The organism is Pseudomonas poae, assembly GCA_028869255.1.
Classification (GTDB): domain Bacteria; phylum Pseudomonadota; class Gammaproteobacteria; order Pseudomonadales; family Pseudomonadaceae; genus Aquipseudomonas; species Aquipseudomonas poae_C.
In genome coordinates this window covers 2,477,605-2,502,943 of record CP110972.1, presented here as the reverse complement: position 1 = coordinate 2,502,943, position 25,339 = coordinate 2,477,605, and the positions used below count along the sequence as shown (strand labels likewise).

The following is a 25,339-nucleotide window of genomic DNA, read 5'->3' as shown; positions in this document are numbered from 1 at the left end:
TAGATAGCCCATTGTCTCGACTGGACGTTGATTTTGCCCTGCGAAGGGCAGCGCCTGATTCAGTAGTCGCGAATAACCGGAAGCTGTTGCTGCTGACTCAGCGGGTTCAGCACTGGTACCAACGTGTCCTCTGCGATAAAGCTGGCGAAAAAGCCGGGAATGGACAAGTGGGCAGCGGCTTACAGTTTTTGATGGGATTATGGCTACACTCATCCACCTATTATCGGTTGAGCCCAGGCATTGCGCGTACCTATTTTCATGTTCCTTTCAGATCCCCCAGTAGCGGCATAACTGAAAGGATCACATCGCCTCAGGTTTCGATTGACACCGCGAGCCCGCGGGAAATTGCGGTAGCGTATTGGTTGTTGGGAATCGCGTACGGGCTCATCACGCCGGAAGAAGGCAAGCTTATAAACCAGATCACCCGATCTGAAAGTGCCGAGTTCCCTACTACCAGGCTGCAGGTGGCGGCGGCTACCACCCGAAACTATCTAGAGGAAGGGTTGGCCAGGATGCTGGAGGAAGCGACCGAATCGCTGACCCCCAAAGAATTTCAGGCGATCTCATGGGTGTTTGTTCGGCTGCTCAGGTCAAAGGGCGCACCGTAGCTAACTCGTGCATTTCTATGCTATGCGCATTCAAGTTAATCAGCTTGACCGCGGATGCAACATTCAGCCCCCAGGAACCTGTGTCATCCACACTAACCGACCTCATTGCGGCTGTTTGGGCGACAGATGCTCGGTGACGTAGGTGACGAAGGTCACGTGCGGCTGTCTCGCGACATCCCATCTTTTGCCCGCCGATATTCCCGCTGGACGTTGCCTCTGGTTCGCCGTGGTGATGATCAGGCGATCCTTTGCTCGAGAGACTGCGACGAAGAAGACCTGTCGCTCGTCCTCGATTTTACCGCGGAAGGTTTGCTGCTCGACTCCGGAGATGATCACTGAATGAAACTCCAATCCTTTGCTTTTGTGCATGGATAAGAATCTCACTGCGTTGTCGTCGGAGAACCGGGCAAGCGCCCTTGGCAAGTCGGGTTCTGTCTGCAGGAGGGTGGTGATGTGATTACGAGTATCGCGAATGATCTCCTTCAGGCGTCGCTTGGTTTCGTAGTCTGAAGAAAGAGCCGTCATCACGGGATGCCCCAAGGTGTCGAAGAACTCTTTGGCGAGCTTCCACCAATCGGCGTAAGGGGTCGTTGTCTTTGCTGCCGCCTTTACCTGCTGCTGATGCTGCTTGTAGCAAAGCTCGAACGATTTGTGAGTTCTGTCGCTGGTGCCCTCATCATCAAACGGCGCGAAGAGATCCATCAGCCGCGACCAAGCCTTATTGGAGCCTCGCGTATAGAGGCAGGTCAGGTAGTCGATCATCAGCCTGGCTGCAGGCTCCTTGAGTAAGTCCTGAAGGGTGTTCTCATTGCGGAAGGGTATGTTACGAAGCGTCAGCTGCTCCATGAGTTCTTCCGCGTACAGATCGATTTCACCGCGGAAAAGAACGGCGATCTCGGCTGGTCTTAACTCTTCGACCTCAATCCATTTCTGGATCAGGTTTGCCAGAGAAACGGCCTCAGCGGTGCTCGAGGAAAAATTTCCTGCGCGGATTACACCGTTGTCTCCGTCGATTAATTCGTCGGGCATAAGGGCCGAAGGGTCGATATCCCGAATGACGCTGTTCTGCATGCGCAGCAGGCGCGGCTTGGATCGGAAGTTTCGGTAGAGCCGTAGTGGTCGGGCGGCGAAGTCATTGGCGTAAAGCTTGAAGATGCCGTCTAACGCGCCGGCCCAACCCATGATGGTTTGCTTGGTGTCGCCTACAGCGGTCAGGAGCGCCGGCGTTCCTTCAAACAGGAGCTTGATCAGTTGGTACTGATCTGAGGTGCAATCCTGGAATTCGTCGAGAAATACGTGCGCATAGGTCTGACGGATAGTGTTTCGGGCGATCTTGCTTGTACGCAGAATCTTGAGCGCCATGGGAAGCAGCTGCATGAAGGTAATCTGCTCGCCAGGAATGGCCTCTTTGCCTATTGAGTAACCAGGGTTCAGAGCCTCTGAGCCGGTCAATAACACCCGAAAGCGACTGACAATTCGGTTGGCAAAGGAGTGAAACGTGAAGCTGTCGAAGCGTGTTGCTTGCTCCCATCCGCATCGCAGGCTTACACGTTCCTTAAGATTGCGACTTGAGTCGGACTTGAAGGAAATCGCAAGAATTCGCTTGGGATACCGGCAACTGCCAGAGCGCAGGAGAAAATCCGCGCGCTGGGCTAATATCTCCGTCTTGCCTGCGCCTGGCCCCGCCAAAAGGACAAGCGAATGCTGGGTGTCCTTGATAGCGTGCCAAGCGTTCGTTTCCAGAGTCAGCCCAGGTGAAGGCGTCCAACGGTCAGGGTGAATCACTCCGGTGACTCCTCTAGCGCTGCAATCACCGCGTTAGCGAAGTCGATCCAGTGCAGGTGGGAGGCCGGCGAGGAGATCAGCGTCAGAGAGGCTGGATAGCGCGGTGAGATGAGCTGCGGGTTTACTGCCGAGTTTGAAGAGATGGTGGTAGGCATCGAACCAAGCCTGCTCTTGCGGGCTGTATTGATCAGCGCCTTGATGGCTTTTTCCGAGAACCGCCTTCTGGCTTTCTGAAGTTGAAACAGCAGGTAGTGCGTTGAATGCTAGAGGGAAGGCGGTAAGCATGGCAAAGTCTAGATCCAGTGGTGCCGAGAAAAACACGCCGCGCTGTTCAAGGAGGTCGAATAGGGTCTCTGGTGATGTAGACGAGACCCCGTTGTGGATTCTGACTTTAAATTCATGGCTGTCCCAGGCCGGGATCGTATAGGGCAAAACCTTGAAAGGTTGAAAAAGCCCTAATTGGTCGTTGACATATTTCAGCCGCCCCCAGCCTCCTGGTACCGTGCGAGATCCAGATCAAGCAAGGTGATGTACGGCGTGCCGAGCTGGGAAAGCAAACGCCAGAAGTGATTCACGTGACGGCCACCCAGGGGCGCGATGGTCACCGCCGATTCGTCGACCGGCGCCCCTTTGGCTTGAAGAATCCTCGGAAGGACGATCTCCTCGCTGTCACCTTCACCCAAGACTACAAGCCGGGAGAAATAGATCTCGGGAAAGGACTGGACGGCTTCTCGGACGAATTTATGGGCTACATCATCCTTGGCGGGAAGCGTGATGCCACTGACTAGAGAGCACCGATTCGAGCCGAGTCGCAAGTAGCGGATGTTCTCAGGATCAACCCGGCGCAGCATCGAGGGCGCGTGTGTTGCGATCAGTGCCTGAGCATCAACACCTATGGATCCTTTCAGAGCATTAACAATCCTGCTCAGGTACTGAGGTGACAGGCTGTTCTCGGGTTCCTCCATAGCCAAGATGGTGAATGCGGGTGGTTTCAACTTGGCTGGATCAATAGCCGTATTCTTACCTGACTTCACGTCACGGTTGATCGAATGGGCAGCGAGTACCAGAGAGAGGTAGAGCATCGATTTTTGCCCGTCACTCAGCCTAGAAAAATCTACCTCACTCACTCCATGCCCCGGTGTGAATGAAACCGACATGTGGCGTAGCAGCATCTCGATGTCCGAATTCACGAAGGTGAGCTTGGGCTCGGCGAAGAACGCTCCTTTGTGTAGGCATTTCCATGACGCATTCAGGCTTTGCCCGAGCGCTTTGACAGAAGCATTACCTGCGAGGCAGTTAGTAATCTGGTCGGTCAACTCCTTGACCGTATTGCGATCGCCGCCCCATTGAGTCGCACGCAATAGCCGTCCGAGTAAAGCTGTCGCCCCATACGCGATGTGGTCGGATGGATCACGCCGGGCCGGGATGTAGTGAAGGTGGATCTGGTTGCGTTGGTGCTTGGGAACTATGGAGCTAACGGTGGGGTTGCCATCGGCATCCGCCTGCGTGACGTAGACGAGCGATTCTTCGACATCACCTTCGTCGTCGACCATGGCAGTAAGGCGGTAACGAACTCGCGGCACATCGCCCGCAGCCTGGAGGCGCATGTGATCGAAGTGCGGAGCAACTGTATCGTTGTCCTCATCATCAGCTGTCTCCGGGAAGTTAAACTCGGCCTCCAACCACAGCGTGCTGCCGCCCTCAGCATTGCTCTGGCCAATTGGGACGTGAAAGTCAGAAGGCCGGACGCGACGCAACCCTGGCTCAAATGCGAATAGCCTGCAAAGAGCCTGGAGGACTGCGGTTTTGCCTGCGCCGTTCGGGCCCAGGAGGTACGTTATGTCTTCGAACGTGATCGGGGTCGGCACAGGGCCAAACGACTGAAAATTGGATATCCGCAGGCTGCACAGCTTCATTGCTCGCTTTCCTTATCTGACAAGCTGTCTATCCGAAAACACGCAGGAATTACTAGATACGGCTCGCTCTATCCCTGTCCGTGTGTTGCGCGCTGCGGTGAAGAATACTGCGCCTGCTTGGGTGTCAGAAAGGCCCGTTGGAAAAATTCTGCCTGTATCCAGAGTTTCCTAAACCATGTAGTTGCTATTGACGCTATCAGGCAGTGCTAGTCGAAATGGTTATTGTTAGGCTAAAGAAATGGAAGTAGGGATAATATTTCTCCCTCTATTGTAAAAAAGGCTCGCGCCGCTCTTTATTTGTTTGCATGCGCACCATGACCGTCAGCTAACTAGGCTCAGTATGAGATTGTGCTTGCAAAGTGACCCTGCATTAATGTTGAAAAGCGCGTCATGGTATATCCAAGATTACTGACTAGTTCAAAGGAATAATATGACGCGAAGCTCCCTGTTTCTAATAACTATCGCCATCTCTTCAGATACGTTGCTCACGCCCAAGCTCGCGTAGACCATCACGTCCAAATTTGCAAATGCCAAAATCCCATATGGCTGGATAAGATTCACTTTCGGCGCCCGGGCCATTACCACGCAGATTTCCAGATAAGTATCGGCCAGTACTTATGGGTAGTCACATGCCTTGGGCGCCTTTTGGGGATATGAAGCCACCGCGGCTCAACTAGCAGATTCTCGTTCATTTCAAAGGCAGGCGAGAAGGTGTTATAGGCGCAAAGCCCCGTGCTAGAGCCTTTACTACTCGCATCGACGGATTTTACCTAAATTGATCACTGAAACGGTTTCGGCCTATATTGATCTGGGTGTACAGCGCATGCCCTAAAAGGCTGGCCATCATACTTGGGGGGAATGTTCGGTTTTTACGAATGATCCATCCCGTCTCGATTTCGTCAGTCGTTCTGGTTCCTTAAGGCAACCTGCTCTCGATGGTTCTCACACGCCTGCAAGCAGCCAAAATACTGACGCTAAAGGCGTCTATAAAAGGCCCTTAACCAGCCGGAGGGTAACCGTCAGACTGGGTTTCTTCAAGGGGATGCATCGGCTACACTCAACGCACATGGCTCACTCAGCGCAGATTGGTGGATGATATGAGCAGGTCGCATACCCTTGTCGAGTTACGGCTGGCTGAGCATCAACTGGCCACGATGCTGGTCGCTCTGTCGAAGAAGAAAGGTCAGCCTGACTATCTGCTGGACATCGAGTTTCAGACTCAGCTCAAGGCACTGATGATCGAGTTTGGTTATACCACGCCTCAAGTTGTCAAATTGCTCCGCGCGCGCGAAAAATTCACCAAGCGGGGTGTGAATCCATTGCTAGATCTTATTCCAAATGGAAGTACTGAGAACAATTTCGTCGATGGTGCAGAACCCGCAAAAAATGAGCGATCCCGAGCTCGGGAAAGCTCTTATGCCTGATAGCTTTTATTTGCATAAGGTGAGAGCGCTATGGAAAAGTTGATTGAGCTACTTGAAGTAAATGATCGGCTTGCCAATGAATGCTCTACTGCCATGCCGCTCGTTAATGATCCTGAGGTAGTCAAGGCTTTTAACTTTCTGACTCGCCTGGACTCACTTGCTGATAAGTATCAGTTTGCTTCGAAGGACATAGTAGTGCTTCTTGATCCTAGCCTTGGCTCCGAAGAATTTTCTAAGGTGTCTGCAGGGCAACTGAATTCACCTGCTAAAAAAAGAAAGCCCCGTCCGCTGAAGAGCTACCTCAACCCTCACACGGGTGAAGTGATAGAGACTCGCGGTGCTAACCATAAAGTATTGAAGCAGTGGAAAGCTTTACACGGCGCGGCAATTGTCGAGAAATGGACGCGCTAGAGCCACTAATCGGTCGCTGCAAGCATGACCTAAGGCGCCGAGTCGACAGGGCGCTGGTTGATAGTAAGCGTTCATGCCGTAGAGGGTGCCAGTCCGCACTACACGGAGGACTGAACCAGGCGCAGGGTCACCAATGATCGTTGCCGTGGAATCCCGCGCCACTGTCGGGTGGCAGCCATCTGTACACCCCAAGATTTGGGACGTCTGTGCCTGCGCTAGGCCTTGAAACTTGAATACCTGGATCGACTTCTTGAAAACTTGATCAATGAAGCGGCTTGTCGGTCGACTCCGCAGCTCACCTTCATCAAATTCAGCTCGCGGTGACCCGGGGAGATGTTTCAACCTTCGTCCTTCCAAAGCCTGCTAACCGTCGACTGCCCAAGCCCCAGCAGCGCCGCAGTCTCCACCTGCGTCTTCCCCTCAGCCTTGCACTTGAATACTGCTGCCCGATTGATCTCTTTTGATCGAATACGGGGATGCACCGAGTGGAGCTTCCCATCACTGAACTCGCCGTCGAGGTTGTCCAGGACACCTAGCTTTTCCAGCTTGGCAAGCTCGCCGGCCAAGTCCTTCAAAAACTCCTTGGGTGTCTGACGGCGACCATGGGAGGAGGCCGCAGCGAGGAGGGCGACTAGATTGATGTCGAGGATTGCAGATATGTCCTCGAGGGTGGAAAGGGTAGGACTGCTTTTGCCGTGTTCGATATTGCTGAGCTGGCGAGGCTCTACTCGACCATGGAAGTCCTCTTGGGAGAGATTCTGGGCTGCGCGCGACAGCCTCAGGACGGCGGCGAGTGGTTCTCTCAGCGACATTTGGAGCATCCAAAGCTGAGGATAAAGCCATATTGCGCGCTTCCGTTCCATGCAATATAGTGCGCGGAGTGGATATAAAGGCGCCGTGTCTGGATTTTTATGGGAGCACTGGGAAGCCCTCAATCCCTCGCATCGGCATACCCACGCGCTCGCCGCGCTGACAGATCCGGTGCGCTTCAATTTACAGCTAAATCCTCAAGAGCCAGCGTTTGCGAATCAGAATTTACTCAGATCTCCATGCCGAGTTCCACCGTTTCGACCCGCCGCCCCTTGATGGTGGAGTTGACCTGGTAATCCTCGCCGGCGATATCAACAAAAAGGTCAGGGGGAGTCCAGTGGGCCAACGAGACGTTCGCCTGCCAGGTCGTGTACGTCACAGGGAACCACGAATATTACGACGGGCACCTTGATCGCACCTTGCAGAAGATGAAGGACGCTGCGGCCAGCCACGTGCATGTTCTGGACAACGAATCGCTGATTCTGGGGGATGTCAGAATCCTCGGCAGCACAGCATGGACTGACTTCACGTCAACAGGGAACCAGGTCGCGGCCAGTAACGCTGCCAGGCAAGGCATGAACGACTTCAAGTACATCAGGGCAGAATCGAACTACAGAAGATTGAGACCGGGTGACCTGATTACCCGGAATCACATCGCAAAGGACTGGCTCACCCAAGAGCTGGCTCAACCGTTTGGCGGCAAGACGATAGTGGTGACCCATCACTCACCATCGCCCGTGGTGATAGGCGAACAGCATGAAGGGCATTTGACCGCCGCGTACACGAACGACTGGCTTCGTCTGATCGAGAAGGCCCACGTATGGGTGTTCGGACATACGCATGAAGCTACAGATGTTGAATTCGCAGGCTGCCGGGTGATCTCTAACCCACGTGGCTATCCCAACGAAAATACCGGGTTCGACCCTTATTTCGAGATTCAAATCTAATGGCCACTTCGGTGATGAAGCACTTTTTTGACCACGCTGTCGAGCCGATTGAACTTGAACGGGATCTTCCCTCAGAAGTCCTTCAAGCGCAGGGCATAGACTGGGGGGTGAGAGTCGACGCTTACCTTATCAACGCTGCAAAGGCAGGGCAGAATTACGCCGCGCTCGTTTACAACGATCAGTCAAACGTGAGCACGAACGGAATGACCGTGGCGACCCCTCCGCTAGAGCTGGTTGAGACGAGGGCGGGGTTCAAGCTAATGCGCAGTCTAAGTGGCAGAGATTACTACGTTATCGCTAGTGAGCTCAGCGAGCCGCGGTGAGCCTGCCCATAGGTTGGCCCACCCAGCCTGAAGGCCGCTTTCAAGCTGTAGTACTTGGCAAGGCGCGGCGAGCACCTTGGATTTAAAGCTTTGTATACCCCGCTGACCAACCCGCTGGACGGCTTCGTGCGCGCTCGTGTTCACGTGGCCTTTTGAACGCACTAAGGAAAATGCATGCCTGATCTGAAAAGAATTGAGCTTACCGTCAAGAACTACAATGTTAAAAACTCAGCTGACATTGATACGCTCTATGACCAAGTTCGGTGCGAGGACAGTGAAGGGAAAACCTTCTATTTCAAAGAAGTTTGCATACTGGACTACCTGAAAAGGCACGGGGCGATCGTTACTGATAAGCCTCGTACGTGGTACTACAAGCATTTGAACAAGAAAACCATCGTTCTAGTTGCGTTCCAAAAGGCAGATGGAAAGGTCGAGTATGACCTTGATCACCTGAAGCTTGTCGCCAGGTCTAGTGTGCTGAAAGGTATTGTATTCACTCTGGCAGCGGTTCCTGCAGGACTAATTATCGCAACCGCCACATACGGCCTGGGTCTTTTGTTTGTTCCGGTGGGTCTTTTCTACGGATATCGAAGCATTTTCACAATTCCCAAAATGCTTCGGCGTAAAACACTAGTAAGCGAACTGGCAGGTCATGGTATCGTGGTTCGCTAACGGCTAAGTGCCCGTGAGCGCCCAGGCTATGTTATTCGATTGAGGAGAGCCAGATGGTAGAGGGGGTGATTTTCGATGCCTTCGGTACGCTTCTCGAGATTCGGAACCGGCAGAACCCCTATCGACGGCTTCTCCGCTTGGGCTCACAGCAGGGTCGCGCAGCATCACCCAATGACATACGCTGGATCATGACCCACCACCATGGCCTCGAAGACACCGCGGCTGCATTTGGAATCAAAATCTCGCCTGCTCAGTTTGCCAGTCTCCAAGCTGCTCTGGAGCTGGAGTTGCAGTCGATTCGAGTGTTCGACGACACGTGGCCAGCGATAAATTTGCTGAGATCCCATGGCATCAAAATTGGTGTCTGCTCGAATCTGTCTGGGCCTTATTGCTCCCGCGTTAGAGAACTGCTTCCCGGGCTCGATGGCTACGCGCTCAGTGCTGATTGCGGAGCGATGAAGCCAGATCAGGCTATCTATCAAAGTATTCTCGGGATGTTGAGTTTAGGGCCTGGTGATCTACCTGATTCCGAACGGAGTGTCGTGATGATTGGGGATTCAAAAAAATGTGATGAGCAGGGGCCTCGCGCATCCGGCATTCTTGGCTATCACCTTGATCGTTCCGGGCTGGGGAGGTTTCGCGACCTGCTTGAATTGTCCAGGCTAATTACCGCGCAATGCTAAGACTGGCGTTGCGTACGACCAACTGTATTCCGAATGGTCTTAGCACCGCGGTGAGGCCTAAGGCCCTCCACGCGCACCTCGAGTTTCCAAAAGGAAAGCGCCTGCTGACTGTTGTGCCAAATGTCCATCACAGTTGTTGTGCTTGGAGAGACCTAAGCGATCTGATCTCATTTGGTTTTGAGTTCCATTGCTCCCACCAGCGTTGCGCCCGTTTGAACCACATCCCTCCGGGCTAACAAAAAACGCGATTTCATCCAGTCTAAACCTATGCCGATCACTCTACGAATATTGCCATGGTTACGGCATTGAAGCCGAGCCGTGGCTACTGAGGTAACTGGATGCTCCGCATTTGAGAATTGAGTGAGTAAGTGATGACTAAGCATCGGGTATTGGGGATCTGAGGTAGCTTGAAATCCCAGTCGACTAATAGCCTTTTTCACATCCTGGGCAAACGAAAGGAAGAGGAGTGCAATCCCAAGGTAACTTTGGGTGAGCCTTTCATCCTGTCTGATCAGGATGTCGAAGGTGTCCCTGAGTCATCCGCTGACTGGACCGAGGATCGAGGGTGCTTTGGGGAAATATCGAGAAGCGTCTGGATGCGGAAAGGGCGGGCCTGGAACAACCTCCAAGCCTGAGTCGATACCTCCGGTAGTAGGAGAGAGATTCCGTCTTGCGCTTATTTAGTAAAGTGCGTTGCTTTACAGTAAAGTTATGTGCTTTACTAGGTTCGTCAGGCCACGATGGCCTAATAGAAACCTGGCTACGGAATAGGAGGCCTCATGGCCCAAATCAATGCTCGTGTTGCAGACGAGGATAAAGAAAAGGCTGAGCAGATACTCAAGGCCCACGGCTTATCCGTGAGTGGGTATTTTGCGAGTGTGATTGAGTACATCGCAGATACCGGGGCTGTCCCCTTTGAGATCAAGCAGAAGCCGAAGCTCATCAACTTTGATGAGGTCTATGCCGAGGCGGTCGAGAAATTTTCCGATCTCTATAATGGCTTGGCCTCCATGAGAAATGCAGTGCAGCCTGGTATCGACGACCAGATGGAAAGATGCCGGCCTCTCTGTCATGACCACTCACTCGCTTTGAGTTTTTTGCGAGAAAATGAGCGGTACGTTTACGGCGCGCCATGCCAGGTGGAAAAGGTCGAGATCGGTGACGGCTTATTGCGTGACTTTTCGCTGAGCCGTGAAAAGTTTCCTGTTGTGAAAGCTCGTCTGGCAGAGGCTATCAGATGCTTAAACTTCAACAATCGCCCTTTGGAGCCAGGTGATTTACAACAGATGGAGAGTGCCCTTACAGATGCAGAGGCTGAACTCCAAGCCCTACGTAACCTAGTGCCTAGTGAGCGATCTTCTGAGTCTCGCGTTGCATTCTTCGTGATCGCAGCAATGGACACCGTTCAGGCTGCCCGGACTCTGACCGAAGGCCCATATGATCTCTTCATGTTCACGCATTGGTTCTCGCGAGTGGATGCTGGGTGCAGGGAAGTGCATTCATCTTGCAAGCGGGTGGGTCAGAGCAAGTGGGATTTGCAGATCCAGCAAGTGGTCAACCAGATAGCCAAGGTCAGGACAGAAATTGATCGCTGGAATCAGCAGCGGCTTGAGTATGCATCGAAGAACAACCTGAAATGGTTGTCCTTCCCTGGGGATGCCATCGACGTTGCTGACGAGATGGTAAGGACATTGCAGCGCAACGCAGTTCGGGGAGGTTCGCGATAGCCTCAAATCTTGCGCGCCTTCACTGCTGAACGCGCGCAAGGCCAATCACTTTTCCGACTTCGGGCCAGATACCACCAACAGGCTACGCGCAAGCTCAAGCCATGCTTTGGCGGCAAATGAGAGCTGGCCCTGTCGACGCCAGGCTGGGGAAATCTTCCAGGTAAGCGACGGTGACCGGATCTCTGCGACGGTGAAACTGTCGGCATCGAGCGTATCGCAGAAGACTTTGGGCAGTAGGGTGACGCCCACCACCGAGATTGACCAACGAAGTCATGAAGTCCCACTGACCGCTGCGCCCGCTGACCTTGGGTGTGAACCCTCATCTACGCGGTCAACTTCATTTTCTATTTCGTGCACTATGCCGGCATTGAGGTTGCCTCGCCGGCAGGTATTGGGATCATCGCCGCTATCGGCGTCGTCACCATCTAGTTCGTCCGGAAGGGCATGTCGTCCATGCAGTTCCTGCAGACCTGGGGTGTGCCGATCTTCATCGTGCTTTTTAGCTTCTATCTCTACCAGCTGACCCACAACTACGATGTCGTGATGCCGAATGACTGGAAGCCGAAGGGCTAGGTGAATTCCGCTGCCTTCTGGGCCGTCATGATGGCCAACGGTCAGATTGTGTTCCAGTGGTTGTTGTCGACTGACTATGGGGGTTTCGCCAAGCCAGGTATCACGCACGAGGGTGCCTCGGTCATCATGCTTGGTCTGCTGCTGCCAATCGGGTTTGTAATGCTTTGCGGGGCCTTCCTGGCGTATACCTTGATCCCAACCCTGGAGTCGGGTGATGCCTTCGCCTTGGCCAAAGATCCTGGCTTCGTCTTCCCTGCAGTTATAGCGCTGACGGGTGTCGTCTTCACCATTATCACCGAGGTACGTATCAACGTACTGAATCTGTACTTCGGGTCAATTGCTATGTCCAACACCATGGACATGACCTTCAACTTCCGACCTGGCCGTCAGTGGTGGGTGCTGCTGGTACTGGTGTTGGGCGTCGTGGTCTACGTATGCAACATCCTCCAGTACACCGTTACATTCCTCGCAATCACCGGCATCCCGATCAACACCTGAATATTCATCATCCTCGCTGACATACTACATATGTCGGAGACCTCACGACACCTACTAGGGGTCGAAGCCCGTGGTGGAGTTAAACTGAATAATTTCGCCACACAAGACGGGCGCTGACGAGCGTCCTTTTTATCTACAACCCCATCCAAGATTCCAGACAGGCAAGGCGGGATAGAGGAGAGCCATTATTGAATAAAGTCCTATCTCAGCTCCGCGCGCACCACATCCTGTGATGAGCTTGCTTTAGGCTCGCTCAAACGCGATCATGAGATGTCACGTGGCCATCATGCCAATTTTAACTCGACGGTACTGCTCTACGGTGACTAAGGTTATCGTGCCGCGAGGAAATAGTGCGCAATAAAAATGCATCAGCTAGGAAAATAAATGGATATTGACACCTACCGGATTACCGTACTTAACCTACAGCAAAAAATTGCGATATTACATCTGGAGCGACAGAAATTTCTGATCAAGGCAGCTGAAGCCGAGCATGAATTTTCACAGGTTCTGCGGCAGACTCAAGGCTCCAGGTGATGTAGCAATTAAGGCAGGGAAGCGGCTGGAAGCCTTGTCCGAAATAGTCGTCAAGGCGCAATACAGGGTTAACCAGTTAGATAAGAAGGTACATGAAGAATCTGGTCGGCTTCAACAAGCTCAGGAGGCACTCAATCTCTCCTTGAAGAATGAACGCCTCCAGGAGTTGGATCGCGAAAGGGATGCCCTTGCGGTTCAAGACAAACTGGCAAAAATGGAATACTTCAAACGCCAAGAAGCCGCTCAGGAACTTCTGATTTCTGATTTTTATGACATAGAAGAAAAGAAAAAGATATATAACGTACTGCCGCACAAAGGCAAGTTTCACGTCATCACAGGTGTTAACGGCTTGGGGAAGTCTCGCTACCTGAGATTTCTAGCAGACAACCCGTTCGTTCAAGATTATTGTCAGAGGATAATTTGTCTGTCCGGCACTATGTATGATCGCTTTCCTAGGAAAAGCGAGACATCAAAGTATTCTTGTGAATACTTATATTTCGGCAATCGAATAAATAGCAACATCTTGTCCGAAAAAGCTCCTTTTAGAATACTCTCCCGGTACATTCTAAGCGAGGGTTGCAATGGGCTTGCGGGTGGCATGGCAGGTAAGATTCTTGATGAGATTGGGTTTAGTCAGCGGGTAAGATTATTATTTTCTCCAAAGCAGTCGGCCGTTTCGGGAGCCAATAATAGACGCGCTGCGGTATCAGGCGTCACTTTAGAGTTCAATCATACTCTACAGCAATCTGTTGCGACTGAAGATATCTTGGCGAAACTATATGGTAATGAAATTCAGCTTCATGACATCGTTTTTGAAAAAGGAAGCCGCCGGCTAGGTCTGTCCGCACTGAGCTCCGGTGAGAGGCTCTATTTGTTGAGTACGTTGGCGCTATGCTTTTGCGTTACAGAGCGCACGCTGGTGTTATTCGATGAGCCCGAGAACTCCCTGCATCCGCAATGGCAGGCGAAGATCATAAAAGATATGGTAAGTATAATACGCAGTATGGCTGACGAATGTACCGTTGTTATTGCTACACATTCGCCGCTCATTGTTTCAAGCGCTCCAAATGATATCAGTTATGTTCGTGATCTCCCATCAGTCGAGCCTTGGTTAAAATCAGATCTTTACGGCCGTAACGCTGACGCTATTCTGTCGGAGCAGTTTGGACTTATTTCCCCGCGCTCGCTTACCGTCGCAGCACTCATACAAGATTGCCTAACGGCACTGACAGACATCCATACTGAACCCGAAAGGTTTTTAGCTGCGGCAGATAGCCTGCTCAGTCATAATATAAAACTGGATATTGAAGACCCGCTTCATGACACTATAAAGCGAATTGGAGTTCTGAGGGAGAAGTACGCATGAGTCTCGGCCCTTCACAACTCAAGCCCCTGCATGACGACATCATAAAAAAGTATTCTGGTGAGATTGCAAGATTCGCTGCGGGTGAAGTTGATTGGAAGCATGCAGTGTTTGACGATCTTAAAAAATCTCTGCGTGTGTCCCTGAGGTTGCAACAGGATGGACGATGTGTTTATTGCAGGCGCAAAATAAAGATCGAGCGAAGAAATGCCGCAGAGGATATAGAGCACTTCTTGGATAAGTCTAAAGACAAGTACAAAAAGTGGGCTTTTACCGCTGTAAATTTAGCCTTGGCTTGTCATCCATGTAATATGCAAAAATCGACGCGAGATATGGGGGATGCCGTGGTTTCAAGGGCTTCGGAGCTGACGGCAGCCTCGGGTGAATACTCGTGGATACACCCTTATTTTGATGACTACTTCGATAACATAGAAATCATGGATGCCTGGCTATACGTTATAAAAAAGGGAGCTCCGAGGCCGAATCGTGCGCGAGCAATGATCGTAGACTGCCAACTAGACCAAATAAAAACTATTGAAGCTGACCGGGTGGCCCTACTAGACAAAGTTGCTAGACTGCAAGACTTGGCATCAAGATGCTTGGAGAGGGAAAATAAATCTAACAAAGACAGGGCCCTGAAGCTGCTTGAAACTATCGGTAACTATGCCAAGAACGGTTGGAAATTTGTCTAGACGGAATATACCTAATTGGCGTGCTTCTGACGCTAGCGCAACCTCTGAAATGAGTGCTGCCCGGTCTCGGCCCGGGCAGCCTTACGCTGTTACCTCAAGGTGATGGTGGTGTTTACACCATCATTCACGGTCTTGTCGTCGAACAAGCGGCTGGTGACGGTTTTGGTCTGGGTGTAGAAATGCACAACTTGCTTCTCGTATGGGCCCAGTTCACCCAGCTTGGAGCCGCGCGAGCGGGTGAAGCTGAACGCAGGAACCGATGCCGAGATTGGGATGTTGATGCCAGCCTGGCCGACATCGATCTCGCTCTGGACTTGCGAGCAACGGCGCCGCTTTGAGTGAGCATGCCTACACCGTTACCAAACGGGTTGGCGTTCACCAGCTCGATGGTGTCGTCCAGGGTTTCAGCTTCCAGTACCACGAACTCCGGGCCAAAGATTTCCTGGGTGTGGACGTCCATCTCGGTGGTCACACCCGAGAACAGGGTATGACCAATGCCCCCGACATCTCCAACCGAAGAGATGGGGCTCTATATGTACACGCCTAGTTCTGCCCCCTTCACTCGGCGACGTTTCGAAGGCTCATCCACGTGCGACAAGTGCGGATTGATCATCACTGACGATCTCGAATACCGGCATGCGAAAGCTTGCTCATGCATCGGGGTGGATGTATCGGATGGTGATACGTACATTCGCCCAATCCTTCCTCATCTCATTCAGCACTTCGTGGCGGGCGTTGTTGAGATGCCACCGGACATCACCCCTGGGTTGGTGGGCGATTATCTTTTTGAGATTCGACTCGCCTGCCTCAATTGCTTTTGCAAAGACTGGGATCTCAAGATCGTTGGCCAGTATCTGAGTTTGAAGCTCTCTCAGAGCTGTGGCACCAAGGTGCCGAATGCTTTCGTTGGTGGTCGCATACTCTGGATCATATTTCAGTAGCTCAGCTTCTCGAGCATACGAAACGAGAAACCACATCCTTTGATCGTAAGCTTTTAACAATTCACGAAGGATTTTACGGTTTTCAGGCGCGAGCCTCACCATGCAACCTCCTCAGGCAACCATTAGATCGACACAAAAGTTTTTATTGGCGTGAGGGCGATCACGACCACGTGGTTGCTCCCTCGTGATCAGCCTTCAAGCTTTCTAATAAGCCCACCAAACTGCTGCGCAGGCTCGACATAACGCAGCGCGGACTTCATGTCACTCCAGCCGACGTACTCCATTAGCGTCTTGATGTCCCAACCTGAGCTTGCCGCCCAGGAGGCAAATCCTCGGCGGATCGAATGAGCACTGTAGATCTCCGACGGCAAACCACACCGATCTAGCGTGTCGCGGAGGAGGGGTATCAGGCTGTGCGCCGCGAGAGGCCGATGGCTGATGTTTCCCCAGCGATCAATTCCCCGGAACACTCCGCCGCGAGTTAGACCTGCAGCTTCGATCCAGTTCAGGTACGCCTCCACTGGGCAGAGCTTGTTCAGCGATGGCGTCTTGTACTCACGGCCGGTGTTGTGCCGGTCTCCTTTGGAAGACCCCAGGTAGAATCTGATCCCGACGTATCGCTCTGCATGCGTATTCTCGATCGTGAGCCTAGCCAGTTCGTCCCCGCGGAATCCCCTCCAAAAGCCAATTGTGAGCAAAGCGATGTCGCGGGTCGCCTTGAGAAGAGCCGTCATGTTGCCGACGGCTCTTGCCTGAACAACCTCATCCTCCAGGCGCGCCACCGCTTTTTCGAGGTGCAATAACGCCAGAGGAGCTGCTTGCTTCTGCTGCACGGGATGTACTGCCCGGATGCCTTTCAACAACTGCCTGACCTTGGGGGCTTTGGTGGGGTCGGGGAAGCCGTTGCTTTGGTGCCAGTTTGCTAGCGCAGCCAGGCGTTGCTTCAGCGTGCTCAGCGCCAGATGGTCGGCGTACTCAGCGATGTAGCGCACAACGGACTCAGTGGTGGTGGGCAGGAAGCCGCCCCAGGTGATTTCGAAATGGGAGAGGGCGGCCGCATAGCTCTTCGACGTGTTCTGACGAACGCTCGCCTCCAAGTACCTATCTGCCTTGCTGACCACTTCAACCACGGCATTTCCCCGTTTTTAGCCTTCGGTGACTCGGCTTCACAATTTGTACCGGCTTTCAGGGCATTTTATCCCCGCTGTGAGACCTGGCAAGCTATAAACCTCGATTATATCTTGCCAGTTGTCGGCAAGTTCACAGCAAGGTTTGGCATTTTCGTATTATGTAATTGCATGACATGTGACATAACACGAAATCGTCTGGAGGGGGTATGGCGCGAGGCGGCGTTAACCTAGCGGTGGTGCAAAAGGCGCGGAACAGCCTGCTAATGCGTGGTGTTTATCCCAGCATTGATGCAGTCCGAGTGGAGATTGGAAATACGGGCTCAAAGACCACGATCGCTCGGTATCTAAAGCAGCTGGAATCACCAGGATCAGAAGCGAACCCTCGTGAACGCATGAGCGGCGCGCTGCGCGGGGTCGTCGAAAGCTTGTTGGATCAAGTCCAGGAAGAGGGCAGCCAGGCTTTTCTTGAGGCACGTGCAGAGTTCGAGCACGAACGTAAGCTATTGGTCTCACGAGCCGAGGCACTTGAGAGCGAGCTAGATGAAGTCAAGCTCCATTTCAGGGCGCAAGGAGATGTCTTGGCTGCTCAAACTGAAGAGCTTAAGACCACTCAGTCCACACTGCAGACTGAGATCACGCGCAACGCCAGGCTCACCCAGAGCAACAGTGATCTCGAAGTCCGGATTCAAGAGAAGGATGTGCAGATCCAGTCTCTGGAGCAAAAGCATATGCATGCCCGGGAGGCCCTGGAACACTACCGTGCTTCGATCAAGGAGCAGCGAGACCAAGATCTGAATCGCCACGAGTCCCAGCTCTATCAATTGCAGCAGGAGCTAACCGTCCTTCAGCAGACGCTCATGGTCAAGCAGGAGGAGATCACCCGATTGATCCGGGATAACGAGCGCTTCATTGCCGAAAATCGCCAGCATGCCAGGGAAGCCTCGCAACATCGTGAGGCTGTCGAAACCCTGCGGGGTGAGCTGAGCATTGCCAATGCTACTACTGCGCGTGCGGAAGGTGCGAAGGAACTGCTCGCTCAACAGTTGGAAGCAAAGGCTAAAGAGGCTGGTGAGTCTCAGTCGCAATTCGCAGCCGCGAAGCTAAGGGAGGTGGATCTGGCACACAAACTCACCACCGCAGAGGCTGAGCTCATGGCTTTGCGCGTATCGAGTGAGGCGGATGGCTCGCAGGCGTAGTCCAGAGAACCTTGAACCCATTAGCACATCGCTGAGTATATTTGTACTCCTGCCAGAATTCGCAGCTCGCGATCCGAGCCAGGTAGTCCCCATGCGAACCAGCGCCTGCCATACCCTCTAACTTCAGGCTTACCAGTATCTGTATAGCCGAAGCCAGCTCGCTCAAAGCCCATGCAGCCACCTACACATAAGCGGCCGAAATCATGGGCGTGGAGAAGAGCGAAGTACTATTCGTTGCCAACCTGCGACTCCAGTGTAAGGAGTCGAGCTGTGGTGACCGCGGCTTGGAGATCAAGATGGCTTGAGGCGAACGACTTCATAAGAAGCGGGCGGGGAAGGGCCCAATCCCATTTCTCTCGGATCATGTTTTCGACATTTTCCAAGATCGGTTCTACGTTCGAGATGTCCATTTGACCGACCACGCGCAACGCTCGCAATGTGTCCTCCGCGCCGAATGCAACTTCCAGGAATAGCCCGGTGTTTTCACACTGAATACCCACATGCCTGAGCAACAAGGCCAGCGCATCGTTGGTGTAATCCCCTCGCCAGGTTGCCACATGGCTTACGCTGGCAGAGCCAATTATCGCCGCGTCACCCAACCCGAGAGCGCGGAAGTTATTCCGAGCCTCGTCTAGGAGCGCTTGAGCGTGTTTGTCTAGGAAGGGGCAGGATGTGGTCTCCATCAACACGTTTCGCATTTCAAGCCTGACACGATCATCCACCTGGGCACCAAGCCCATCAAACTGAGGAGGCTCGCCGCCCCGCGCCGGTGTGACCACGATCACCTTTGCTTCGAGGTCGACATCCTGAACCTGCCAACGCCTTCCGCCGAAGATGATGCGTTGTCCCTTGGTCAGGGGTTTGCTGACGGGCAGCGAGCCAAGTGGCTTCCCATCCCGGAGCAAACGAAACTCTTCATCGCTTGTGAAGGCGGTGTAGAACTCATAGTGGTTGATCAACCGCTCCCCGAGTTCGCCTGGTAGCAGAAGTCCTGAGCTGTCCTGGACGATCAATTCCTTCTCACCCATACCCTTGAGCAAACCCAGGAAATCAGGCTTGGTGACGCTCGCAAAACTGCCGCTTGCGATGAGATTCCCCCATAATTGCGCCGCAGAAGCACCGCCGAGCTGAGCAATTGAGGATAGGCACTGTTGCACCAGTGTCGAAGCGTGTAGGCCTCCCGATCGAGGCGGCTCAAACCATCCACTGATCAGCAATCGGATCATGGCGACTGTTTGGACAAGGCCCTCACGTAACTGATCGGAGAGATCCGACTTATCTGTTAAAGGGCGCTCCCGGCAGTACGTCCTGAGCATCGCAGGCTCACCGGCGCGGCGACCCGAGCGGCCAAGCCTTTGCCTGAGACTTGCCACAGAGGGAGGACAGCCGATCTGTGCGACCGTCCTGATGCTACCGATGTCTATACCCAGTTCCAGGGTGGTAGTGCATACGGCAGAAGCTGGAGGATCTCCCGCTTTCAACGCCCGCTCGGCATCCTGGCGTAGCTCCTTGGACAAGCTACCGTGATGCGGCCAGAACTCGTTCGGAACACCATCGTTCTCGCACAGTGAGCGCAGACGGTCGGCAAACCATTCAACCTCTTGGCGCCTGTTGGGGAAGATCAGGTTGTTATGCCCCCTCAGCACCTTGTACAGGTGACCTGCGATAGCCACTTTGGTACCTGAGGTGTCTTCCTTCTCTGCGCCTTCATCTGTTGACGCATTCCCCGGGTGTTCCACCACCAGCTGCTGCATGGGCTGCTCAATGTAGCCACGCACCTGTACCTGGAGCTCTTGGCCAGAGGACTTTGACTCAATAACCGTGATGCCATCCGGGCACGCCGGCCTCAGGAACTTGCGGGCCAGCGACATCTCCCCAAGCGTCGCCGAAAGCCCTACACGGGGCAGCGTTCTACCCACGACGATTTCAACCCGTTGCATTAGCGATTGCAGCTGCTTTCCACGCTCACTTCCGATGAAGGCATGAAGCTCATCGACGACGATGTAGCGAAGGTTCTGAAAAGCCCCTGGTAAGCCTGAGCCTCTGTTTACGAACAGGGCTTCTAGGGACTCCGGAGTGATCAGCAAGATGCCCTCAGGCGATTTCAAAAACCGTTGTTTCTTGCTTGCTGCCACATCGCCATGCCAAGCAACGACGGGCAGTTCGAGCCTCTCACATAACCGGCTAAGCCTGTCCCACTGGTCGTTGATCAGCGCCTTGAGCGGGCTGATATACAGCACCGCGCCGGCTGGATCACTGTTGTTGAGCAGGTTGGTCAGGATCGGCAGGAATGCGGCCTCTGTTTTACCTGCGGCAGTGGACGCTGCAATGATCACATCGCGATCGGCGCCCACCAATGCCGGTACCGCCCACTCCTGCGCATCACGCAGGGACGTCCACCCCTGTGACCAGATCCATTGCTGAACCTCCGGGTGTAAACGCTCGAACGAAGAAGAGTCAGAGCTTGAAGCTGGCGAGCTCATCGTCGGCCTCAACTTCTAGATCTTGCTGCCCGGCCTCATCCTTGGTCAGCTCCACGGCGCCCAATAAGGTTCGCCAATCCGCGGTAGGGTTTTGCTCGATCACCGCGAGCAAGTTGATGAAAGCCGTAATGGTCGTGCGCGGCGTCCGGAAATATGCCTCGCCCAAGCGCTGATTACAGTGCGCCATGAAAGCGGGGATGGCTTCATCCGGCAGCAAAAACTTCTCAGGCTCACCGTAGGCGTAAACATTGCGCAGCTTCTGCAAAAGCACGTAGAAGTCTTCAGGTGTCAGGCTGCTGAGTCGAATGACAGGCCCAGAAAGGTCGACCAGGCCAGACTTAGCAAAGCTGTTTTCAGCGAGGCGGGATTGCAGGGCAGGGTAGCTGTAGAGCCCCCGACGAGTGTCCATCAGAAACTCTGGTGTGCCGCCCAATACAAAACCCAGGCCTTCAGCGGAACCCTGCAACGAATCGTTGAGGATGCGCAGAATCTGTTCGTAATTGGCGTTACGGGCCTGGGTGTTTGCCAGTTTGTACAGGTTGACCAGTTCATCCAGGCATACCATCAAGCCGCCGAAACCAGCCAGGCGTACGAATCGTGACAGCAATTTCAGCTGGTCGTAGACAGAAGCATCATCGACGATCGTCCGCACGCCCAGAGCAGCGCGGGCGTCAGTCTTGGTGGAGAATTCCCCGCGTAGCCAACGAATGGCGTCAGCCTTGAGCTGCTCGTTACCTTCCTCGAAGCCGCGGCAGTAGGCGGCAATGACGTCGGCAAAATCATACCCATTGACCATCTCGGTGAGCTCTGCCAGGTACTCACGAATGACCGCCTCACTCTCGACACCTTTGGTCTTGGCTTCCGTTTTAGCTTGGGAGATGAACTTCTCAACGATACCCTGCAGAGCGCCGCCTTCTGGCTTGGTGCGGGTGGCCATGTTTTTGGCCAGCTCCGAGTAAAGTGAGCGCGCTTGGCCACCTGAAGCGTGAAGCCGGCGGTCTGGATTCAAATCGGCGTGCATGGTGACAAGCTTGCGCTCCATGGCGATGCCGCGTACTAGGTTCAGGAAGAAGGTTTTGCCCGCGCCGTACTCGCCAACGACGACGCGAAAAGCCGAGCCGCCATCCGCGAGACGATCCACATCTTTGAGCAGCGAATCGAGTTCACCCGCTCGACCTACCTGGATGAGATGCTGCCCAACACGGGGCACTACGCCCGCACGCAGCGATTGAATGACCGCGTCGCGATCGCTTGGCTCGTATCTTACTCATAGGGCTAGCTCATCCAGAATGTCGGGGTTGATTTCGATGGGATCATCACCTTCGGTCACGGGCATGTCGAACAGCTCGAACGCTGTCTCGTTGATCCGCTCCAAGGCGCCATCCAGCATCAGTTCCATATCACTGGCTGCGTCTTCCAGCTCGGCACGACTCCACTCAGCCCGTGACACCAGAAGCCGAAGGAACGCTGAATGCTCGACGTCCAGGCCATGTACGGTAGCAAGCTGTTCGGCGATACTTTCTTCCTGCCGTTGGGGCGCCTCGGGCTCCAAGGCGCTAGGCGTCTCAGTCAGCGATTCTTCATTGAAGACGCTGGCCAGGAGCGCCGACACTTCTGCCGTTTCTTGTTGCAAGCGAGCGACCTTGTCCATGTCCAGTGCAAAGCCAGAGCCAGTGCTTTCTGATGTCTGTGTCGCAGTGGCCAGCGCGGCATTCGCAGTCAGTGCCTCCACTCCATGGGAGGGACGAACAGCTGCACTGTGGAGGTCGCTGTAGACGAACTGCGGATCGAGGGCGAGCGACTTGTATACGCGCTCAAGGAGCTTAACTTCCTGTGGCGTCACCTCGCCATCCGCTTGTGCCAGGTGGGCCAGGAAGCTGGCAATTTTCCGCTTGGCCTCGATCGTCAGCGGCTCAAGCTTCTTCTTGAGGCTTGCCAGTGTCGGCGGTTGCTTCAGTTGAATCTGGAGGTGCGCCTTCAAGCGTTTTCGATGCGCGACGCAGAGGTGATCCCATGAGTCAATGTGGCCGGACAGCAGACTCACCTCTTCTAGCGAGGTGTCACCGTCTGCCGCAGCCACTGCACTGGCCAGGTCTAAAGTAACTGCTGCAGCGCTGTAAGCATCGGTCGAACGAAGAGTACCTTCATCAGAGTCCGCTGCGAACAGTGCGATGGTGTCTTCTGCCTTGGGCGTACGGCTGCCAGAAAGCACATCGGGCTCTAATCCGATCCGCTTGCTTTCCAAGGCCCGTGCGAGTGCCACGACTTTGTCGCGGGAAAGCGCGCCGGCGGATTTGAAACGGCCTGCCAGCTCAGCGAAACTCATGCAGATAGTTTCGCCGCCGACGCGTTGTGCCAACTGTTCGAGTTCGGCTTTTGCTTCAGCAGGCCAGAGTTCTGTTGGCAACTGCAGGATGGCTTCCAGACTATATCCAGCGTCTGGGTTGCGCCCCAGATATCGACTGTAAGCGTCTAGAACGGTGGTGCATTCTTCCACTATACCCTGCAGCTTGTTACGCGTTCCTGAGGTTGCGGCGACATCGGGGAGGTCGCCCACGGCTGCTGCCGGGATGCTCAATCCGGAAGAAGCGGGGCGATAGGCAATCTTCAGCTTGGTCTTGTTCTGAGGAAGCACAATGCCGTTGGGATAACGTTTTGCGAATTGGTTTTTGAAGAGCGCTGCGAATTGCTCAGGACAACGGGTCACAGGTGTGCGTCTGGAAATGTTGGGCTCTGCGAGCGCCCAGGCCAATGCCCAGCTCGGATTGAGAGGGTATTTATCCACGGCCATCTGACCCAGCGCGACTCTCAGTGACATGGGCAGCTCGTACCCATCTGCGGCACTGGCAATCGGTTCACTCATATAGCTCTGAGGCTGAACAGAACCCGCGTCGATATGGGCGAGAAAGCGGATAGCGTAGCCGCGGAAAGAATGGTTGTCGCCGTAGAGACCAAGCAAGCGTTCGACCTCGGCCTTGATGGCAGCAGTCTCTACCTTAGCCTGAGGATCGCTCGGTGCATCGATCAGCGCGCGGCGTTCCAGCCCGTAAAAAAACAGGAACACGTATCCCGCATCCGCAGGCTGGCGGCGACCTCCTGCCAACCATTGCAGATACGCTCGCCGCGCCTCAGGCGTGATGCTTCGGTAACTTGGCCAATAGGGCATCTGCCGCTCGGTAAGGCTCATGGGTGAGCGTGCGACTCGAAGCGTTGCATCAATCAGGGACGGTTCAGTCTGACCGAACTGGGTTGCCCGCTCGGTGATGTAGAGCATTCCACCCGGGATAGCCAATCCGGCCACGGTGATGGACTCACCTTCTGCAAGCCAGCGAACGCCCATGGGCTTTGCACTTGGCTTTGGGATGGCGTAGTTCTGACTATCGCTGGACGAACCGACTTGGACAGTATAGAAGTCTCGCTCGCGGGTACTGGTGCCGAACTGGACGGTGAGACTGGGGGAGGTTGCCTGTCGAGATTCAGCGGCGATCTCCGCAACAATGTCATCCTCAGGCGCGTAACGCTTTGCCTGGGTGGTGCGTCTGACGGCCCATACCAACGCACTTACGCCCAAGATAACTCCAAGGGCGATCCACGCTTGCTTTGGAACTTGCGCCAAAAGGGCAACAACGAATAACAAGGCGTACAGAGCGATCGGCCCGCCGCCGCTCCCTTTGCGCTTCCGTGGCATATGAGTATTCCGTACAGTTGGTAATGGCCAGATGACATTCTTACGGATTTCACGAGGCGGGCCAAGCGGAACAGACGAAGGGAGCGCTGGGGCGAGATTACTTAAACGGATCCCCAACAAAGCCATCTGCTTACAAGGCTATGTCAGGGCTGTGTTGCGGAGGTGAATGGATCGTGGCGCTGCTCTTCATACGCCTAATTCTCAGTGAGACCATAATCTTGGTAGCGTCTCGCGATGGGTGATTAAACCCAAGAGTACATATGTACTCCTTCGCATCTCTGGCGCCTCAACTGGTCGATTAAGGCGGCTTTCGACGACGTCTCTTCTGCACTTCAAATAGCGTCTTCCAATGCAGCGATTAGCGCCTCCAAAGCCTCAGCCAGGCGGGCGTCTTCACGGGTATCTCCGCTGTCAGGAACAAACTCTTGGCAGTGTCGTAGCAGTGCGTCGCGGTCGTTACGGTTCAGATCAAGCTGAATGTGCATGTTCGGAAATCCCTAGATGGTAGAACTGCACCCGACCCCTAGCGCTCAAGCGCGCTTTGGTCGAATATTGCGCGCCGATTGGAAGCGAGGAGGACAGGGCATTGAAGGTTGAGCAGGAAGCGCAGGTGTGGTTGTGCGCCGCTGAGCACTATCGTGATTCTCTCATGGCGATAGTGGTTGATGCAGTCGCCAGCTACCGCCGTAAACCGGGCCTGGACAGTTTGACTCGCATCTACAAGCAAGACGTTGGCGCCGTAGCGTTTGCAGTGCTTGAGCGCGTCCTGCCCAGCGCGGATTTGCCGCGCACCGACAGCAGCTACGTCCCTGCCCGGGAACAGTTACGGTCACATGTGATTTATCAGGTGCTAAAACGCCTTGTAGAAGAGAAGGCCGTTCCAGTTGAGCTTACGGATATCCTGTTTTCGATTGACCTTGGACTCTGACACTCGG

Annotated in this window: 19 protein-coding genes and 4 pseudogenes; 13 read left to right on the top strand and 10 right to left on the bottom strand. The window is 54.0% G+C overall.

Going from position 1 to position 25,339, the window contains the following annotated elements:
* Window positions 1-11 precede the first annotated feature (11 nt).
* A complete protein-coding gene (locus tag LRS56_11525; protein ID WDU65022.1) occupies window positions 12-608 on the top strand; it encodes a hypothetical protein in 597 nt (198 codons plus the stop codon).
* Between the two features lie 102 nt (window positions 609-710).
* On the opposite strand, the gene LRS56_11520 is transcribed toward LRS56_11525, so the two are convergent.
* Together LRS56_11520 and LRS56_11515 are read right to left on the bottom strand one after the other, a co-directional pair.
* Window positions 711-2,393 carry an ATP-dependent helicase gene (locus tag LRS56_11520; GenBank protein WDU65021.1) on the bottom strand — a complete coding sequence of 561 codons (1,683 nt, stop codon included), beginning with the start codon at window positions 2,391-2,393 and terminating at the stop codon, window positions 711-713.
* Window positions 2,390-4,309: pseudogene (locus tag LRS56_11515) on the bottom strand (AAA family ATPase). The gene LRS56_11520 and the pseudogene LRS56_11515 overlap by 4 nt, the downstream one beginning before the upstream one ends.
* A 1,097-nt stretch (window positions 4,310-5,406) precedes the next feature.
* Between LRS56_11515 and LRS56_11510 the strand changes: the two are divergent.
* Both LRS56_11510 and LRS56_11505 read left to right on the top strand, forming a co-directional pair.
* Entirely contained in the window at window positions 5,407-5,733 is a 327-nt protein-coding gene (locus LRS56_11510; GenBank protein ID WDU65020.1) for a hypothetical protein, read from the top strand.
* Between the two features lie 30 nt (window positions 5,734-5,763).
* Window positions 5,764-6,144: a DNA binding protein gene (locus tag LRS56_11505; protein WDU65019.1), complete on the top strand. Its 381-nt coding sequence runs from the start codon at window positions 5,764-5,766 to the stop codon at window positions 6,142-6,144.
* Between the two features lie 338 nt (window positions 6,145-6,482).
* Here the strand turns inward: LRS56_11505 and LRS56_11500 are convergent, their stop codons facing one another.
* Window positions 6,483-6,956, bottom strand: a complete 474-nt coding sequence (locus tag LRS56_11500) for a helix-turn-helix domain-containing protein (protein ID WDU65018.1) — start codon at window positions 6,954-6,956, stop codon at window positions 6,483-6,485.
* Window positions 6,957-7,165: 209 nt separating this feature from the next.
* Here LRS56_11500 and LRS56_11495 point away from each other — a divergent pair.
* The 8 genes and pseudogenes from LRS56_11495 (at window position 7,166) to LRS56_11460 (ending at window position 14,966) form a co-directional block, all read left to right on the top strand.
* Window positions 7,166-7,901 (top strand): annotated as a pseudogene (locus tag LRS56_11495) (metallophosphoesterase family protein).
* Window positions 7,901-8,224: a hypothetical protein gene (locus tag LRS56_11490; protein WDU65017.1), complete on the top strand. Its 324-nt coding sequence runs from the start codon at window positions 7,901-7,903 to the stop codon at window positions 8,222-8,224. The pseudogene LRS56_11495 and the gene LRS56_11490 overlap by 1 nt, the downstream one beginning before the upstream one ends.
* Window positions 8,225-8,398: 174 nt before the next feature.
* A complete protein-coding gene (locus LRS56_11485) occupies window positions 8,399-8,896 on the top strand; it encodes a hypothetical protein (GenBank protein WDU65016.1) in 498 nt (165 codons plus the stop codon).
* Between the two features lie 53 nt (window positions 8,897-8,949).
* The gene (locus LRS56_11480; protein ID WDU65015.1) at window positions 8,950-9,579 is read left to right on the top strand and encodes an HAD family hydrolase; all 630 of its coding nucleotides are present in this window, start codon (window positions 8,950-8,952) and stop codon (window positions 9,577-9,579) included.
* Between the two features lie 779 nt (window positions 9,580-10,358).
* Entirely contained in the window at window positions 10,359-11,306 is a 948-nt protein-coding gene (locus LRS56_11475; protein WDU65014.1) for a type II toxin-antitoxin system RelB/DinJ family antitoxin, read from the top strand.
* A gap of 573 nt (window positions 11,307-11,879) precedes the next feature.
* Window positions 11,880-12,377, top strand: coding sequence for a hypothetical protein (locus tag LRS56_11470; GenBank protein WDU65013.1), 498 nt, complete (start codon window positions 11,880-11,882; stop codon window positions 12,375-12,377).
* 490 nt (window positions 12,378-12,867) lie between these two features.
* Complete coding sequence (locus LRS56_11465) at window positions 12,868-14,277, top strand: AAA family ATPase (protein WDU65012.1); 1,410 nt, start codon at window positions 12,868-12,870, stop codon at window positions 14,275-14,277.
* On the top strand, window positions 14,274-14,966 hold the full coding sequence (locus tag LRS56_11460; protein ID WDU65011.1) for a hypothetical protein: 693 nt from the start codon (window positions 14,274-14,276) through the stop codon (window positions 14,964-14,966). Before LRS56_11465 ends, LRS56_11460 begins: the two co-directional genes overlap by 4 nt.
* An 89-nt stretch (window positions 14,967-15,055) precedes the next feature.
* On the opposite strand, the pseudogene LRS56_11455 reads toward LRS56_11460, so the two are convergent.
* From LRS56_11455 to LRS56_11445, 3 genes and pseudogenes are all read right to left on the bottom strand, one after another.
* Window positions 15,056-15,462: pseudogene (locus LRS56_11455) on the bottom strand (aldehyde dehydrogenase family protein).
* A 154-nt stretch (window positions 15,463-15,616) separates the two neighbouring features.
* Complete coding sequence (locus LRS56_11450) at window positions 15,617-16,009, bottom strand: hypothetical protein (protein WDU65010.1); 393 nt, start codon at window positions 16,007-16,009, stop codon at window positions 15,617-15,619.
* A gap of 86 nt (window positions 16,010-16,095) precedes the next feature.
* The gene (locus LRS56_11445) at window positions 16,096-17,037 is read right to left on the bottom strand and encodes a tyrosine-type recombinase/integrase (GenBank protein ID WDU65009.1); all 942 of its coding nucleotides are present in this window, start codon (window positions 17,035-17,037) and stop codon (window positions 16,096-16,098) included.
* 206 nt (window positions 17,038-17,243) lie between these two features.
* On the opposite strand from LRS56_11445, the gene LRS56_11440 reads away from it, so the two are divergent.
* Entirely contained in the window at window positions 17,244-18,233 is a 990-nt protein-coding gene (locus LRS56_11440; protein ID WDU65008.1) for a DNA-binding protein, read from the top strand.
* A gap of 227 nt (window positions 18,234-18,460) precedes the next feature.
* Here the strand turns inward: LRS56_11440 and LRS56_11435 are convergent, their stop codons facing one another.
* The 4 genes and pseudogenes from LRS56_11435 to LRS56_11420 form a co-directional block, all read right to left on the bottom strand.
* A complete protein-coding gene (locus LRS56_11435) occupies window positions 18,461-20,647 on the bottom strand; it encodes a DEAD/DEAH box helicase (protein WDU65728.1) in 2,187 nt (728 codons plus the stop codon).
* A 43-nt stretch (window positions 20,648-20,690) separates the two neighbouring features.
* Window positions 20,691-21,987, bottom strand: a pseudogene (locus LRS56_11430) (ATP-binding protein).
* Entirely contained in the window at window positions 21,984-24,404 is a 2,421-nt protein-coding gene (locus tag LRS56_11425) for a TerB N-terminal domain-containing protein (protein ID WDU65007.1), read from the bottom strand. Before LRS56_11425 ends, LRS56_11430 begins: the two are co-directional and overlap by 4 nt.
* Before the next feature lie 332 nt (window positions 24,405-24,736).
* Window positions 24,737-24,889, bottom strand: a complete 153-nt coding sequence (locus LRS56_11420) for a hypothetical protein (GenBank protein WDU65006.1) — start codon at window positions 24,887-24,889, stop codon at window positions 24,737-24,739.
* A 101-nt stretch (window positions 24,890-24,990) separates the two neighbouring features.
* On the opposite strand from LRS56_11420, the gene LRS56_11415 reads away from it, so the two are divergent.
* Window positions 24,991-25,332 (top strand): hypothetical protein, encoded by a 342-nt coding sequence (locus tag LRS56_11415; GenBank protein WDU65005.1) that lies wholly within the window; start codon window positions 24,991-24,993, stop codon window positions 25,330-25,332.
* Window positions 25,333-25,339 lie beyond the last annotated feature (7 nt).